The organism is Nocardioides sp. P4_G10, from assembly GCF_056401175.1.
In genome coordinates this window covers 1-16,340 of the sequence record NZ_JBFUJV010000039.1, presented here as the reverse complement: position 1 = coordinate 16,340, position 16,340 = coordinate 1, and the positions used below count along the sequence as shown (strand labels likewise).

Below are 16,340 nucleotides of genomic sequence, written 5' to 3'. Positions count from 1 at the left end.
GAGGTACTCGCGCAAGAGCCCGTTGATGTTCTCGTTGCTGCCGCGCTGCCAGGGCTTGTAGGGGTCGGCGAAGTAGACGTCGATGCCGGTACGGGCGGTGAGGTGGGCGTGGTTGGCCATCTCGATGCCGCGGTCCCAGGTCAGGGTCTTGGTCAATTCGGCCGGGTAGCGACTCATCGCCAACGCGACGGCGTCAATGACGTCCTCGCTCTTGCGGCCGTGGGCGATGTGGCCCAAGACGACGTAGCCGCTGACTCGTTCGACGATGGTCGCGACCGCGGAGTTAGAGCCCTTGGCGCCGATGATCAGGTCGCCTTCGTGGTGTCCGGGCACGAGGCGACCCTCGACCTCCTCGGGCCGTTCGGTGATGCTGACCGCACCCACGATGCGGCTGCCGTTCTTGCGGCGTCCGCGGGGCCGGCGCACCGTGCGGCCGCTGCGCAGGGTGGCTTTGAGCTCACGGGCCATCTCGCCGCGGGGATAGATGTAGATGCTGCGATAGATCGACTCGTGGCTGACCTGCATGCGGTCATTGTCCGGGTGCAGCAGCCTCAGCCGCCCCGCGATCTGGTCGGGTGAGAGCCGCTGGCCCAGCATCTGCTGCACCACCGCGCGCAGCATCGGGTTGCATCCGATCTTCGAGACCTTGGGGCGGCGTTGCCGCTGCCAGGCCATCRTGTGGGCCCGCTCGGGTTGGTACCCGCCGGTGCGTGGGTCGCGGTTACGGGCCAGCTCGCGGCAGATCGTTGAAGGCGACCGGCCCATCCGTCGGGCAGCCTCGCGCTGGGAGCATCCGGACTCGAGCAGCCGCGCGAGCTCGTAGCGTTCATCGCGGTCCAGGTAGCGGCCGCTGTACTCAATACTCTGTGGTCGATACACRCCACCGAGGCTCTGATGCAGGTCGTAGATGTGGGACTTCGACACGCCGCTGACCCGGGCAGCCTGCATCGGGTTCAGCCCCGAACGCAGCAGCCCGATCACCTCCAACCGACGCGACTCAGCCAACTTCAGTCCAGCCACAACACCCTCCAAACATCAGGCGTTGCAACAATCCCCTGACGCCAAGGTCACCTGGTGACGTTGGCGCTCCGCGTTGTCGCCCCGGTTACTCGAGCACCAGCTGCGGGAGCGCCTCGACGATCTCGAGGTCCTGCCCGGCACCCTCGACCGTCAGGGTGTCCGGGATCGACGTCCACTCCCCCTGCCCGATCCGGTACTCACCCGCATACGTCGTGTCGACCCGTACGACGACGCCACCGGTGCGCGCGTATGCGTGGGTGATCTCGAGGTCAGGGTGGGGGCTGCCGGGGCTGGCGGTCGTCGTGCTGTCGCCGTCGCCGAACAGGTAGGCGTACGAGACGGGGACGGCTCGGATCACCACCGACTGGCCGGCGACGGTCACGGACTGGTCGATCGACCGGTGGTCGGGTGTGTAGAAGTTGGTCTCGAAGTTCACCAGGGTGCGCCCACCGCGTGGCTGCACGACCAGCTTGGACGACGGCCAGGCGATCCGCTTGAACTGCCGGATGATCAGCTTTGCCAGGTCGACCTGCTGGACTGCGTCCTGCGGCACGCAGACGTCGCCCACGTCAGTCCCGTCCATGTAGACGTCGTGGACGTAGCCCTCCTGGCCGCCCTCGGTGCACTCGACGTGCTCCACGCAGATGCCGCCGTTGCCGCACTGGATGGAGACCACCCAGGTGTGGCCATCGCCAGAGCCGGAAGAGCTCTGGTAGTCCGAATAGGACCATTGGCACTGAGCATTGACCCCTTGCAGGCCGGCCCTAATGCAGCCTTCTGCGGCTGCCGGCGATGCGCCGATCAGCACCAGTCCGCTCGCTATGCATGCCAGCATCGCGACGATGCGGCACGCAAGTGCCATCAGAGAACCCCGTAGTGAGTGACTGTCCAGCCCCCGGGAGTCTCCTTCAGGGTCACTCGGATGGTCATCTTTCCGGGAGGCAGGGTCTCGGGCTGTCCAGACGATTGCCTGTAAATGCGCGTTTCGGGCAGCCGAAGCCCCACGTCGTAGGTCGGCGGCTTGGACCCCGACTCCTCGAGCTTCACGACGTTCGCACCAGCGAACTCGATGCGCCCACCATCTCCGTAGATGTCGTCAACATTCTTCGCGAGACTCTTGCACGCTGCACAGTTCGGCGAGATGTCCAGATAGTCGGCCGATTCGCCAGTTTGCTGCATCTCGTCGCCAGTGGCCTGCCAGCGCCGGATGAAGTCCTCCGGACTCTCCGCCTCCGGCGTCTCTGACTCGGTGGGAGTCGGCGTCGGCGACGAGCTCGTGGTCTCCGGGATCTTCGGGTCCGGCTCGGGGTCGTCGGAGCACCCGGCCAGCAGGACAGGGACCGCGAGGGTCAGCGCGAGTGCGCGGCGTACGTGCATGAAGTGCCTTCCCGAGAACAACGTCAGCACGCTGAAACTACCCATCCGGGCGACCGCGGAACCAGCCCGAAGGCAAAACTGTGGAGAACGGCCGATGGTGGCGGCAGATGGCATGAATCCAATCGCCGCCGGTGCGATGTGCCGCCACCACACGAGCTGGGCGGCGGATGGTGGCGGCAGATGGCATGAATCCAATCGCCGCCGGTGCGATGTGCCGCCACCCCGGCGAGCGGCAGCGCACGAGCGTGCGATGTGCCGCCACCCTCCCGAGCGCCACCCCGACGACCACACCAGGCACCTGGATCTCGTGACGGTCGCTGCGCGACCTCCTCGATCGACGAGGTGGTCCGAAATGCGCCGAGGGGCGGGCCACTGGGCCCGCCCCTCGGTCTTCCCCTTGGTTCCACCAGCCGGGGTCGAAGCGGCTGATGGAGGCCTCTGCGTCAGTCGGAGACGACTGGGACGCGGAGCTTCTGGCCGGCCGCGAGGCCGGCGGACTCGAGGGCGTTGAGCCGCTCGATCTCGCTCATCATCGAGCGGACGTCGCCGTCGGTGGCGATCTCGCTGGCGATCCCCCACAGGGTGTCGCCCGGCGCGACCTGGACGATCTCGGTGGGGGCCGGCTGGCCGGCCTCGCCGGTGCCGACCGCGCCGCCGGCGAGCATGAACGCCACGCCGAGGACGAGGAACAGCGACGTCAGGAAGACCGCCAGCCGGCCGCGACGGGTCAGACGAACCGTCGAGCGGGCACGCGGGATGGCGGTGAAAGCGGGTGCAAGGCTGAGGGTGCTCATGGTGGCCTCCTGGGGAAGATCAGCCGGTCGTTTTCTGTCGAGCGAATGTCTAGTCGGACCCACCGACAGTGGCTGTGACCACCGGGTGTCGATCAGACGTTCGATCGAACGTGTGTACGACGTTAGAGCACGTGTTCGAACAACTCAAGCACCTTGTCGAACAAATGTTCGGCGTGTTCGAACGGACCTCAGCGGCGCCTCATCGCCCGTCGCCCCTGGGCCGCGAAGAGCCCGGCCGCGTGCTGCATCAGCCCTGGCGCGAGCGCCGAGCCGCGGACGACTCCCCCGCGCCAGCCCGGCACCGCCCGCACGACGCGTCGCGATCCCACAAGCGCGACAGCCGCGGCCGCGACGTCGGAGGCGTCGAGGATCGGGCCACCCGAGTGCACCAGCTGCGAGCCGAGGCCCGACGGGTCCTGGGCGGCGAGCATCGCCGTGTCGACCCCGTCGGGGCACAGGGCGTGCACCCGCACCCCGCGCGGCGCCTCGGCGTTGACGGAGGTGGAGAGGGAGACGACGGCGGCCTTCGTGGCGGCGTACATGCTGTAGCCCGGAACCGGCCCGAGGCCGGCGAGCGAGGCGATGTTGACGACGTCCCCGCCGGCGGCGCCGAACGCCGCGAGCGCCGCGCGGGTGCCCCACGTCGTACCGAGCAGGTTGACCTCGACCAGCCGGCGCACCTGTTCCTCCGACAGGTCGACGAGGGAGCCGTCGTCACCGACCCCGGCGTTGTTGAACCACGCGGTCAGCACGCCGTGTCGCGCGGCCTCCTCTGCCACGAGGCGGTGGGCGTCAGGGTCGCGTACGTCCTGGGTGAGGCCGGCGACGGCGCCGATCTCCGCCGCCGTCGCGGCCGCCGCCCAGCCGTCGACGTCGCCGATGACGACGTGGTGCCCGTGAGCGACCAGGAGCTCGGCGATCCCGCGCCCGATCCCACGGGCCCCACCCGTCACGACGCAGGAGGACGGCGGGCCGGTCAGCTGGCTGGTCGACATGCCCGGACACTAGCGACACGCGGCTTCGAACAGGTGTTTGATCCTGCGGCGTCCCGAGGTCTACGGTGGGCGCACCTGATCCTCCCTGTCCAGCCGCGGACGGAGGGGTCGACGCTAGTGGAGGACGCATGGCCAAGCAGGACGACAAGAACGTCATCGAGATGCCCGACGGCCCCCCGGACGCCACCGGTCTGACCCCGCGCCAGCAGCGGGTGCTCGCCACGATCAAGGACTCGATCGAGACCAAGGGCTACCCGCCCTCGATGCGTGAGATCGGCCAGGCCGTCGGCCTCACCTCGTCGTCCAGCGTCGCCCACCAGCTCCGCGTGCTCGAGGGCAAGGGCTTCCTCAAGCGCGACCCCAACCGTCCCCGCGCCCTCGAGGTGTTCCTGCCCGAGGTGATGGCTGCGCGGCGCAGCATGTCGAGCTCAGAGGAGCCGTCCTACGACGAGACCGGCATCGGCGACGCCAACCCCGTCGCCACCAACGTCCCGGTCGTCGGCCGCATCGCCGCCGGGGGCCCGATCCTCGCCGAGGAGCAGGTCACCGACGTGTTCCCGCTGCCCAAGCAGCTCGTCGGCGAGGGCACCCTCTTCCTCCTCGAGGTCTCCGGTGACTCGATGGTCGACGCGGCCATCTGCAACGGCGACTACGTCGTCATCCGTCAGGAGCAGACCGCCACCAACGGCCAGATCGTCGCGGCGATGATCGAGGGCGAGGCGACGGTCAAGACGTTCCAGCGCAAGGACGGCCACGTGTGGCTGCTCCCCCACAACGACGCCTACGACCCGATCCCGGGCGACAACGCGACGATCCTCGGCGTCGTGACGGCGGTGCTCCGCAGCCTCTGATCGAGCGGCGACAGACACCCCGACCAGCGAGGGTGCACGATGGCGGCATGAGCAACGTCGAGCAGTCCTATGACTACGTCATCGTCGGTGCGGGGGTCGCTGCGGCGAGCGCCGTGAAGGGCATCCGTTCGCAGGACGAGGCCGGCCGCATCGCCGTCCTCGGCTCCGAGCCCGACAAGCCGGTCTACCGGCCCGTGCTGACCAAGGACCTCTGGCTCAAGGACGACGAGACCCTCGAGGGGTCCTCGCTCGCCGGCGACCTCGACGAGGACGACGCCGTCGACCTGGTCACCGACACCACGGTGACCGCGATCGACCCCGGCGCCCACGTCGTACGCCTCGCCGACGGCAGCACGGTCGGCTACGGCAAGCTGCTGCTCGCCACCGGCGCCGAGCCTCGCGTGCTCTCCGTCGACCCGGGCCCGCGGATCATCTACTACCGCACCGCCGCCGACTACCAGCGGCTGCGCGCCGTCGCGACCGAGGGCAGCCACGTTGCCGTCATCGGCGGCGGCTACATCGGCTCGGAGATCACCTCCGCCCTCGTGCAGAACGGCGTCCAGGTCACCCTCGTGCTCGACCTCGAGGACGTGCAGGAGCAGATGTTCCCCCACGCCCTCGCCGCCACCCTGACCAAGGCCTTCGCCGACCGCGGCGTGACCATCGTGCACGGCTCGGTCGAGGGTGGCGAGGAGGACGACGGCGGCGTCCGGATCCGCCTCGGCGACGGCACCTCCATCACCGCCGACGCAGCCGTCATCGGCGTCGGCGTCCTCCCGCGCACCGGGCTCGCCGAGGCCGCCGGCCTCGAGGTCGACAACGGCGTCGTGGTGGACGAGCAACTGCGCACCAGCGACGCGGACGTGTACGCCGCGGGCGACGTCGCGTCGTACCCCGACGCCCTCCTCGGGCGCCGTCGCGTCGAGCACGTCGACCACGCCGAGAAGTCCGGCGAGCACGCCGGCAAGGTGATGGCCGGCGCCGACGAGACGTACGACTACACGCCCTTCTTCTGGTCCGACATCCTCGACTACGGCTTCGAGGCGATCGGCGAGACCAGCAGCCGGCTCGACATGGTGGAGGACTGGAAGGACGGCGAGGTCGGCACCGGCGTCGTCTACTACCTGAAGTCGGGGCAGGTCCGCGGCGTGCTGCTGTGGAACGTGTGGGACAGCGTCGACAAGGCCCGCGCGCTGATCGAGGAGACCACCGAGACCCCCGTGCCCGACCCGGAGTCGTTGCGGGGGCGCATCCCGTTCGGGTGAGTGGGAGGGCGCGGTCCGTGTAGCCTCGCGGCGATGTCTGCCGCCGGCCCCGACGCTCCCTCACCGGAGCTCTTCCGCACCCGTCCGGGCAACCGGCGCCGGCTGACCCCGGACGCACTGGCCGAGGTCGACCGTCTGGCCGCTGCAGGCGAGGCGTCCGCGTGGCTCAGCCCGTTGGCGTACAACCTCACGATCAGCCACAGCCACCGGTTCGTCTGGTACCGCGTGGCCAAGGTCGCGACGCGCACCATCCGCCACCACTGCGAGACGCACGGCGTGAGCATGGACGTCGACCACGCGATGCGGGTCCGCTATCCCTTGGCCAGCTTCGCCGACTACTTCACCTTCGCCTTCGCGCGCGACCCGCTGGACCGCTTCGTCTCCGCGTGGCACGACAAGGTCGTCGACAACAACTACTACGACTTCGACCCCGCCACCCACGAGCAGATGCAGGTGGTCGAGGAGTTCGCCCGCTGGACCGCCGCGCAGGACCTGTCAGCAGTGCCGGGCACCGACCAGCACCTGACCCTGCAGAGCCGGATGATCGACCTCAACCGGGTCGACTTCGTCGGCCGGCTGGAGACGTTCGACCGCGACTTCGCCGAGGTGTGCGAGCGCATCGGCGCGCCCGCCGTGCCCTCAGCGCCGAAGAACCAGACGGCCCCGGGCGGCCGCGACCGGCAGGCCTCCGACGAGCTCCGGGAGCTGGTGGCCACGATGTACCGACGCGACTACCAGGTCTTCGGCTACGAGCCGCCGGCCTGAGTCGACCGGCTAGGACTGCCCCAGGCGCTTGAGCGCCTGGCGGACGAGCGCCGGGTCGGTGGTCGACCACATCGGCGGGAGTGACGCCTTGAGGAAGCGGCCGTAGCGCGCGGTCTCGAGACGCGGGTCGAGCACGGCGACGATGCCGCGGTCGGAGGTCGTTCGGATGAGGCGGCCCGCACCCTGCGCGAGCAGGAGCGCGGCGTGGGTGGCGGCGACCTGCATGAAGCCGTTGCCGCCCGCCTGGTCGGCGGCCCGCTGACGTGCGGACATGAGCGGGTCGTCGGGCCGCGGGAACGGGATCCGGTCGATGATCACCAGCTGGCAGGTGTCGCCCGGGACGTCGAGGCCCTGCCACAGCGAGAGGGTGCCGAAGAGACAGGTGTGGGGGTCCTCGACGAACTGCTTGGCGAGCTCGGGCAGCTGGGCGTCGCCCTGCGCGAGCGTGGTCAGGTGGGGCAGGCGCGTCCGCACGGCCTCGGCCGCGGTCTCCGCAGCGCGCCGGGACGAGAACAGACCGAGCGTGCGGCCGTCGAGGGAATCGACGAGGTCGCAGATCTCGTCGAGCTGCGCGGGGCCGAGGCCGTCGCGGCCGGGCTGCGGCAGGTGGCGGGCGACGTAGAGGATCGACTGCTGGCCGTAGTCGAAGGGCGAGCCGACGTCGATGCCCTTCCACGGCAGCGCGTCGTCGGCGTCGGTGGTGGCGACATGGTGGCCGACCCGCTCGGTGGGCTTGAGGCCGAGCGAGGTGGCGACGGCGCCGAACTCGCCGCCGAGCATCAGCGTCGCGCTGGTGAAGACGACGGTCTTGTCGGTGAGCAGCTTGTCGCGCATCGGGCCCCACACCTGCAGGGGCGCGACGTGGAGGCGGGCCGGGAAGCGGTCGCGGGCCTCGCCCAGCCACAGCACGTCGGCCTGGGAGCCGGCCGCCATCCGCTCGGCGTTGACGAAGACCTCCTGCACCATGCCCTTGGCCTGGGTGCGGCCGGCGTCGGCCTCTCCCTCGCCCCCGGACTCGCGCGGGAACGCCGACAGGCACCCGCGCGCCGCGTCGCGCACGAGCACGAGGGCGTCGGAGAGCTGGACCGACACCTGGTCGATGCGGCCGGGAGGTGTCGCCTCGATCGCCTCGGCGAGCTGCTGCGCGGCGTCCTCGAGGTCGCCGGCCGGGTCGCCGTCACCGTCGGTCCAGCGCATGGCGCGGCGAGCGGCCCGCTCGATGTCGGACACCCCGAGCTCGTCGGTCGCCGCCTGGGTGACGCGCGCGGTCAGCTCGTGGGCCTCGTCGATGACGACCGTGTCGTAGTCGGGGATCATCGGCACGTCCTCGATCGCGTCGATCGCGAGGAGGGAGTGGTTGGTGACGATCAGGTGGCTGCGGTGCGCCTTCTCGCGCGCGAGCTCGGCGAAGCACTCCGCCCCGAAGGGGCACTTGCTGGCACCGAGGCACTCGCGGTGGTTGACCGAGACCTGCCGCCACTCCCGGTCGGTGTGGCGCGGGGCGTTGTCGCGCTCACCGCTTCCGCCCTGCTCGGTCTCCTCCTCGGCCCACGCCCGCAGCTCGAGGACCTTCTCGGCCATCGCCCCGAGAGGAACGTCGACGAGCGTGCCCTGGTCGTCGGGGACGCCGGCGCGGATCCGGTGGAGGCAGGCGTAGTTGGAGCGGCCCTTGAGGACGGCGTACGAAGTGTCGAGGCCGGGCACGTCCTTGACCGCCTCGACCAGCCTGGGCAGGTCGCGCTCGACGAGCTGGTGCTGCAGGGCGAGGGTCGCGGTGGCGACGACGACGCGCTTGTCGTGGAGCATCGCCGGGACGAGGTAGCCCAGCGACTTGCCGGTGCCGGTGCCGGCCTGCACGAGGAGGTGGCGGCCCTCCTGCATCGCCCCGGCGACCTCGGTCGCCATCTCCACCTGGCCGTCGCGCTGCTGCCCGCCGAGGGCGGCGACCGCCGTGCTCAGCACCTCGCTGACGGGCGCGGGGGCAGTGGCGGTCTCGGGCACCAGAGCACCCTACGCGGCGGCGCCGACGCTCCGTCGTACGCCGTCCACAGCGGCCGTCAGAAGTCGGTCAGTAGTTCTTCTTGCGGCCGATCTGGCGCTCGATGCGGCGCTCGGGCTGGCCGAGCACGCGGGCGAGGATCTTGACCCGGTAGCGGTAGGCGACCACGCCCAGGACGACGATCAGCAGGATCCACAACATGCGCCGATCCTACGCGGCACCGACAACGCGTACCTGGAGGCGAAGTCCGACACCTGGAGGGGGTTGCAACCTCCTGCACGCGACGAAGTCCCCGCACGAGCGGGGACTTCGACACGGACAGCCGGGCAGACGGGTCAGACGACCGCGCCGGAGTCCTCGGGCGTCCGCTCGACCTTCTCCTTCTTCACCCGGCTCATCGGCCACTTCTGGTGGAAGTAGGTGAGGAGCGGGGTGGCGACCACGACCGAGGAGAACGTGCCGACCACGAGGCCGACGAGCAGCGCGATCGCGAAGTCCTGGAGCGAGTCGCCGCCGAGGACGACGAGTGCGGCCAGGATGAACATCGAGCCGAGGCCGGTGTTGACCGTGCGCGGGATGGTCTCGACGGCCGCCCGGTTGGAGACCTCCATGAAGTCCTCGTCGGGCTTCGAGCCCCACCAGCGTTCGCGGATGCGGTCGAAGACGACGACGGTGTCGTTGACCGACAGACCGACGATCGTCATCGCCGCTGCCAGGAAGATGCCGTCGATCGGCTTCTGCAGCCACGCGAAGAGACCGACGACCAGGATCACGTCGTGCGCCATCGCCAGCACGGCGGCGACACCGAAGGTCCACTTGAAGCGGATGGCGAGGTAGAGCAGCTGGGCCAGGAACGCGACACCGAAGGCGATGAGCGCGTTGTTGCGCAGCTGGTCACCGAGCGAGGCGCCGATCGTCTGGTCGTCGACCTTGTCGACGGTGCCACCGACGGCCGCGAGCTCCTGCTCGATCTGCTGCTCCTCGTCGTTGGAGATCTCGCCGGTGCGGACGGTGAAGTCGGCGGTGTCGGCGGTCTGCACGACGGCCTCGGGGAAGCCGGCGGCGGCGACGGCCTCGCGCGCCTGGTCGACCGAGATGTCCTTGCTGAGCGAGTAGTCGAGCTGGCGGCCACCGGTGAACTCGACACCGAGCTGGAGGCCCTGGGTGGCGATGCCGGCGATGGCGACGACGAGCGCCGCGGCCGAGATGCCCAGCCAGGTCCTGCGACGCTTCATCAGCTGCGGGTCCTTGCGGTCCAGCCAGAGGCGCACCTTGCCGTGGTGGCTCAGGCCGCTGATGGCGGGACGGCGCGCGACCGGCTTGTTGGACACGGCGAGGTCGCACAGCACACGGGCGACGATCAGCGCCGAGACCATCGAGGCGATGACACCGATCGACAGCGTGACACCGAAGCCCTTGATCGGCCCGGAGCCGAGGAAGAACAGCAGGCCGGCGGCGAGCAGGGTGGTGACGTTGGAGTCGATGATCGCGCTCCACGCCTTGTTGAAGCCGACCGACAGGGCGCGTCTGAGTCCAGCGGATGGGTAGGCGACGTACTCCTCCCTCGCTCTCTCGAAGACGAGCACGTTCGCGTCGATCGCCATGCCGATCGCGAGCACGAATCCCGCGAGTCCGGGCAGCGTCAGCGTCGAGCCGAGCCCGACCAGCATGGCGTAGGCGAGCAGGGCGTACGACGCCAGCGCGAGCGTGGCGGCGAAGCCGACGAGGCGGTAGACGAAGATGATGAAGAGGCCGGTCAGCGCGATGCCGATGATGCCGGCCTCGATCGACGCGTCGATGGCCGCGGCACCCAGCGAGGGGCCGACGAGGCGGTCCGAGATCGCCTTCAGCTCGAGCGGCAGCGCGCCGCCCTCGATCAGCGCGGCCAGGTCCTTGGCCTCTGTCGTGGTGAAGTTGCCGGTGATGTCGGTGGAGCCGCCGCGGATGCCGACGTCACAGCCCACCGTCTCGTTGACCTCGGGCGAGGAGATGACCTCGCCGTCGAGGACGATCGCGATGCGGCGCTTGGGGTCGCCGGACGGGTTGCAGGCGGCCTTGCCGGTGATGTCGGCCCAGGTCTTCCCGCCGGCGCCGTTGAAGTCGATCGACACGACCCACTCGACGCTCTGGTCGCGCTGAACAGCGCTCGCGCCGCTGATCTCCTCGCCCTGGATGACCGTGGGGCCGACCTCGATCGTGTCGCCCTGGTCGGACGGCAGGACCTGGTTGTCCTTCTTGGCGGGCTTGGCGTCCGGCTGGGCGGTGCCGATCACCTCGTGGATGGTCAGCTTGGCGGTGCTGCCGATGCGCTCCTCGGCCTGCTGGGCCTCCTCGTCGTTGGTGACGCCGGGCAGCTCGACGAGGATCCGGTTCTCGCCCTGGCGGGCCAGCGTGGACTCGGCGACACCGAGGGCGTCGACGCGGCCGCGGAGCACCTCGAGGGTCTTGTCGACGTTCTCCGCGCTGGCGGGGGTCTGCTCGGTGCCCTCCGCCTCGAAGATGAACTGCGCTCCACCGCGGAGGTCGAGTCCGAGGTTGGGCTTGACGTTGACGGCGAGCGCCAGACACCCGACCAGGAGTCCGACGACGAGGAAGAAGCGGACCCAGACACCACGTGACATGCGCGACATCCTCCATGACAAGACTTCGAACGCCCGAATCCGGGCACGGACGGGTCAACGGGTGGCCGCAGCGGAAGGTTCCGGAAGGTTCCGTGACACAAAACGCGAGTGACTGTACGCCGTCATGGGTATCGACACGGCAGCAGCCCGCAGTGTTGTGTGGATCACACTCGCGATCCCCCCTCGCGGGACAACCTTCCGGGAGCACACATGTCACCACGCATTCCACTTCCACGCGCCGGCGCCACCAGGCTGGCCACCGTCACCGCCCTCGTCGCCGCAGGACTCGCCGCCACCGCGGCGGGCGCCACGGGCAGCGCCGGGCGCGACGACGCACCACGCGACCTGGCCCGCACCGCTGACAGCGACGCGACCCAGATCGTCATGGTGAAGGCACCAACGGTCGACGACCGCAACGAGGTGATCGGCCTCGGTCTCGACGTGACCGAGCACGCCAACCAGCGCGGCATCGAGGTCGTCCTCCACGACGCGCAGGACGCCCAGACCCTGCGCGACGCGGGCTTCACCTGGCGGGTCACCGTCAAGGACCTCGAGGCGCTGACGAAGAAGAACCGCAAGGCCGACAAGGTGTACGCCGCCTCGGTGGCCGCGTCGGGGCTGCCCAGCGGCCGGACGTCCTACCGCACCTACGCCGACTACCTCAGCGACATGGACAAGCTCGCTCGCGACTACCCGTCCATGACCCGCCCGCTGACGCTGCCCAACAAGACCGTCCTCGGTGAGGACATCCGCGGCATCGAGGTCACCGTCGACGCCGACAACGTCAAGGACGGCAAGCCGACCTTCCTGCTCATGGGCGCCCACCACGCCCGCGAGTGGCCCAGCGCCGAGCACACCATGGAGTTCGCCTTCGACCTCCTGCAGTCCTACAAGGCCGGGGACGCGCGGGCGCGCGACCTGCTGTCCCGCTCGCGCGTCATCCTGGTGCCGGTCGTGAACGTCGACGGCTTCAAGATCTCGCGCGCTGCAGCGCCGCTCGGTGACTTCTCCACCTTCGACTACGAGATGAAGCGCAAGAACTGCTCGATCTCGGCCGCCACCCCGGCCCAGTACACGACCGGGTCGTGCGACAACAACCTCGCCGGCCGCCTGCGCGGCACCGACCTCAACCGCAACTACCCCGGCTTCTGGGGCGGCGGCGGCGCGAGCCCCGTCTGGTCGAGCGACACCTTCCGCGGCGACGGACCCGGCAGCGAGCCGGAGAGCGACGCGGTCCGCAAGCTCATCTCCGAGCGTGCGGTCACGGTGATGATCTCCAACCACACCTTCAGCAACCTGGTGCTGCGTCCCCCGGCCATCGCCGCCACCGGCCTGGCGATCGACGAGCCCGAGCTGAAGGCCCTCGGCGACGCGATGGCGTCGAAGAACGACTACGTCAGCCAGGCGTCGTACCAGCTCTACGACACGTCGGGCTCGACCGAGGACTGGAGCTACTGGATCACCGGTGGCTTCGGCTACACCTTCGAGATCGGTGACGAGGGCTTCCACCCGGCCTACGAGAACGCGGTGGTCGGCGAGTACCTCGGCCTGGCACCCGCTGCCGGCGCCGGGCTCGGCGGCAACCGCGAGGCGTACTGGCTCGCGCTGCAGGCGGCTGCCGACCGCGACCTGCACTCGGTCATCAGCGGCACGGCCCCGGCCAAGCACACGATCAGCGTGTCGAAGACCGTGACGTCGGAGACCTCGCCGGTCATCCAGCTCAACGGCACGACCGGAGCACCGCTGCTCTACACCGACAACCTGCGCACCGACTACACGTCCAAGGGCGGCAGGTTCGACTTCGACGTCAACCCGTCGACCCGGCCGCTCGTGATGGGCCGCTACGGCCGTGAGGCCCAGGCGCCGCCGCAGGCGCCGATCACGCTGACCAACCCGGCCAACGTTCCGCCGGTCGGGAGCAGCGAGTTCGTGACGTTCGACGTGCAGGGCATGCCGGCAGTGGACAACGGGTTCCTCGTGGTGTCCGTCAACTGGCCGGCGACCGCCGACCCGGAGGCCCAGGACTGGGACTTCTTCCTCACCGGCCCTGACGGCGAGCCCGTCGGCTCGGGCGCCACGCTGGCCAACCCCGAGGTGATCCGGATCCCCGACCCGCAGCCGGGGACGTACACCCTCGAGGCCAACAACTACGCCGGCGGCTCGGCGCAGTACGACTGGTCCGGGGCGGTCACCTTCGAGGGACCGACCCCGCCCAGCCCGACCGGCACCAAGGAGGCCTGGCTGCTGAGCTGCGCCGACAAGCGCGGCGACGTGCTGGCGACGCGCGAGGTGGTCGTCGACCGCGGCGAGACCATCGACGTCGGCAACGCCTGCAAGCGGGTCAAGGGCTGAGCCATCGACCTGTTCAGGGATCCCCGGTCAGCCGGGGATCCCTGAGCTTGTCGGCCCGTGCAAGGCCTGACAACGTCAGCGATCCCCGGTCAGCCGGGGATCGCTGAACAGGCGTTTCAGCGGGCGTACGCCTCGAGCTCGCCGGCGAGGTCGGCGTTGGCCCGACCGACCACGAGCGTGCCGTCGCCGGTGTGCTCCATCGAGCCGATCTCGGCCTCCTGGTGGATCCGGTTGACCAGGTCTCCTCGCTCGTAGGGGAGCAGCACGTCGAACTCGACCTGCGGCCGGGGCAGCTCGGACTCGATGGTCCGCAGTGCCTCGTCGATGCCCTCGCCGGTCTTGGCGCTGACGACCACGCTGTGCGGCTCGCGTGCCCGCAGCCGGCTGATCACCATCGGGTCGGCGGCGTCGGCCTTGTTGATCACGATGATCTCGGGGACCTTGTCCGCACCGATCTCGGCGAGCACCTCGCGCACTGCGGCGATCTGGCCCTCGGGGTCGGGGTGCGACCCGTCGACGACGTGCAGGAGCAGGTCGGAGTCGGCGACCTCCTCCAGCGTCGAGCGGAACGCCTCGACCAGGCCGTGGGGCAGGTGGCGCACGAACCCGACCGTGTCGGACATCGTGTAGATGCGGCCGTCACTGGTCGTCGTACGCCGCGTGGTGGGGTCGAGGGTCGCGAACAGGGAGTCCTCCACGAGGACGCCCGCGTCGGTCAACCGGTTGAGGAGCGAGGACTTGCCCGCGTTGGTGTAGCCGGCGATCGCGACGCTGGGGATGTGGTTGCGACGCCGCGACTGGCGCTTGACGTCGCGGGTGCCGCGCATCTCCTTGAGCTCGCGGCGCAGCTTGGCGATCTTGGTGTTGATGCGGCGGCGGTCGGTCTCGATCTTGGTCTCGCCGGGGCCGCGGCCACCGATGCCGTCACCGCCGGCGGCACGGCCACCGGCCTGGCGGGAGAGGTTGCCACCCCAGCCGCGGAGGCGCTGCTTCATGTACTGCAGCTGCGCCAGCTCGACCTGCGCCTGGCCCTCCTTGGACTTCGCGTGCTGGGCAAAGATGTCGAGGATCAGCGCGGTCCGGTCGACGACCTTGACCTTGATCTTGTCCTCGAGGTTGCGGAGCTGGCTGGGCGCGAGCTCGCCGTCGCAGATCACGGTGTCGGCGCCGGTCGCCTGGACGATCTCGCGGATCGCCTCGACCTTGCCGCGACCGATGAAGGTCGCCGGGTCGGGCGACTGGCGGCGCTGGAAGACGGCCTCCAGCACCTCGGAGCCGGCGGTCTCGGCGAGCAGCGCGAGCTCGGCCATCGAGTTCTCGGCGTCGGTCACGGTGCCGCCGGTCCACACGCCGACGAGCACGACCTTCTCCAGGCGGAGCTGGCGGTACTCGACCTCGGTGATGTCCTCGAGCTCGGTGCGCAGGCTCGCCACGCGTCGCAGGGCGTGCCGCTCGGCCAGCTCCTGGGCGCCGACCGTGAGCTCCTCGGGGTCGGCGTCGTCGTAGCCGCCGTCGTCGGCGTAGCCGGACTCGCCGAACTCATCGAAGGGGGCGTCCTCGAGCAGCTCGTCGTCGAGCTGGATCGTGTCGTCGTCCCAGGCGCGGGTGGCGTCGAGGGCGTCACGGAGGTTGAAGTCAGGTGCGTTCGTCATATGCCGACAAGGGTAGGTCGCCCGGGCTCACCTGCGCGAACGGTTTCGCGCAGGGCTGACGCGCGCCCGGTCTCAGGCGCGGTGCCGCCCGGCCGCGACCGAGGGCTCCCCCACGAGCGAGCCCTCGTCCACGAACTCGTCGCACGCCGCCCGTACGTCGTGCGGCGTGTGCCCGGGACCGACCACCACGACGCGTACGCCGGCCGCGTGCAGGCGGTGCAGCAGCGGGAGCATCGAGGTCATGTCACCGGCCAGGACGACCTCGTCGACGGAGGCCTCGCGGGCGATGTCGACGGCGTCGATGGCCAACGCCACGCGCGCCTGCTCGTCGTCGTCGGCGAACTGGTGGAAGGAGTGCAGCCCCTGGCGGCGCAGGTGCTCGACCCACGACCCGAGGTCCGAGGAGGTCCAGTCGGCGTAGGCGCGGCACACCGTGATCGAGCCGCGTCCGGGCAGCCGGTCCAGCAGCCCGGCGGCGGCGTCCGCGGAGATGCGGCGGGCGTCGATGAGCACGGCGAGGCGCCGCGCGTGGTCCGGCTCGMCCCCGGCGGGCCGGCGCGGAAGGGTGCGGACCACGGCGGGGCCGCTCGGTGCGTCAGGCACGACGACCGGCCGCTCGGCTCAGGCACGACGACCGGCCGCTCGGCTC

14 protein-coding genes are annotated in these 16,340 nt (G+C 70.1%); 4 read left to right on the top strand and 10 right to left on the bottom strand.

The window, feature by feature from the left end; all coding sequences use genetic code 11:
• The 5 genes from AC1DP1_RS22950 to AC1DP1_RS22930 all read right to left on the bottom strand — a co-directional run.
• Positions 1–1,020 (bottom strand): IS30 family transposase (locus tag AC1DP1_RS22950; protein WP_477508808.1); only part of this gene is annotated, 1,020 nt, incomplete at its 3' end.
• 85 nt (positions 1,021–1,105) lie between these two features.
• Positions 1,106–1,696 (bottom strand): hypothetical protein, encoded by a 591-nt coding sequence (locus AC1DP1_RS22945; protein WP_477508807.1) that lies wholly within the window; start codon positions 1,694–1,696, stop codon positions 1,106–1,108.
• 185 nt (positions 1,697–1,881) lie between these two features.
• A complete protein-coding gene (locus AC1DP1_RS22940) occupies positions 1,882–2,427 on the bottom strand; it encodes a hypothetical protein (protein WP_477508806.1) in 546 nt (181 codons plus the stop codon).
• A gap of 413 nt (positions 2,428–2,840) precedes the next feature.
• Positions 2,841–3,191 carry a LysM peptidoglycan-binding domain-containing protein gene (locus AC1DP1_RS22935; RefSeq protein ID WP_191193191.1) on the bottom strand — a complete coding sequence of 117 codons (351 nt, stop codon included), beginning with the start codon at positions 3,189–3,191 and terminating at the stop codon, positions 2,841–2,843.
• Between the two features lie 188 nt (positions 3,192–3,379).
• Positions 3,380–4,186 carry an SDR family oxidoreductase gene (locus AC1DP1_RS22930; protein ID WP_477508805.1) on the bottom strand — a complete coding sequence of 269 codons (807 nt, stop codon included), beginning with the start codon at positions 4,184–4,186 and terminating at the stop codon, positions 3,380–3,382.
• 128 nt (positions 4,187–4,314) lie between these two features.
• On the opposite strand from AC1DP1_RS22930, the gene lexA reads away from it, so the two are divergent.
• Genes lexA through AC1DP1_RS22915 form a run of 3 tightly spaced genes read left to right on the top strand, consistent with a single transcriptional unit; the run spans position 4,315 to position 7,067 of the window.
• Positions 4,315–5,037: a transcriptional repressor LexA gene (gene lexA / locus AC1DP1_RS22925; protein WP_457188743.1), complete on the top strand. Its 723-nt coding sequence runs from the start codon at positions 4,315–4,317 to the stop codon at positions 5,035–5,037.
• Positions 5,038–5,084: 47 nt separating this feature from the next.
• Positions 5,085–6,302, top strand: coding sequence for an NAD(P)/FAD-dependent oxidoreductase (locus AC1DP1_RS22920; protein ID WP_477508804.1), 1,218 nt, complete (start codon positions 5,085–5,087; stop codon positions 6,300–6,302).
• A gap of 33 nt (positions 6,303–6,335) precedes the next feature.
• Positions 6,336–7,067, top strand: a complete 732-nt coding sequence (locus AC1DP1_RS22915; protein WP_477508803.1) for a sulfotransferase family 2 domain-containing protein — start codon at positions 6,336–6,338, stop codon at positions 7,065–7,067.
• 9 nt (positions 7,068–7,076) lie between these two features.
• Here the strand turns inward: AC1DP1_RS22915 and AC1DP1_RS22910 are convergent, their stop codons facing one another.
• From AC1DP1_RS22910 to secD, 3 genes are all read right to left on the bottom strand, one after another.
• On the bottom strand, positions 7,077–9,068 hold the full coding sequence (locus AC1DP1_RS22910; RefSeq protein WP_477508802.1) for an ATP-dependent DNA helicase: 1,992 nt from the start codon (positions 9,066–9,068) through the stop codon (positions 7,077–7,079).
• Between the two features lie 67 nt (positions 9,069–9,135).
• The gene (locus tag AC1DP1_RS22905; protein ID WP_263575278.1) at positions 9,136–9,267 is read right to left on the bottom strand and encodes a hypothetical protein; all 132 of its coding nucleotides are present in this window, start codon (positions 9,265–9,267) and stop codon (positions 9,136–9,138) included.
• Between the two features lie 134 nt (positions 9,268–9,401).
• Positions 9,402–11,687: a protein translocase subunit SecD gene (gene secD / locus AC1DP1_RS22900; RefSeq protein WP_477508801.1), complete on the bottom strand. Its 2,286-nt coding sequence runs from the start codon at positions 11,685–11,687 to the stop codon at positions 9,402–9,404.
• A gap of 210 nt (positions 11,688–11,897) precedes the next feature.
• Between secD and AC1DP1_RS22895 the strand changes: the two genes are divergently transcribed.
• Positions 11,898–14,039, top strand: a complete 2,142-nt coding sequence (locus tag AC1DP1_RS22895) for a M14 family zinc carboxypeptidase (protein ID WP_477508800.1) — start codon at positions 11,898–11,900, stop codon at positions 14,037–14,039.
• A 116-nt stretch (positions 14,040–14,155) separates the two neighbouring features.
• Here AC1DP1_RS22895 and hflX read toward each other — a convergent pair whose 3' ends face one another.
• A complete protein-coding gene (gene hflX / locus AC1DP1_RS22890) occupies positions 14,156–15,691 on the bottom strand; it encodes a GTPase HflX (RefSeq protein ID WP_477508799.1) in 1,536 nt (511 codons plus the stop codon).
• A gap of 72 nt (positions 15,692–15,763) precedes the next feature.
• Positions 15,764–16,294, bottom strand: a complete 531-nt coding sequence (locus AC1DP1_RS22885; RefSeq protein WP_477508798.1) for an NYN domain-containing protein — start codon at positions 16,292–16,294, stop codon at positions 15,764–15,766.
• Positions 16,295–16,340 lie beyond the last annotated feature (46 nt).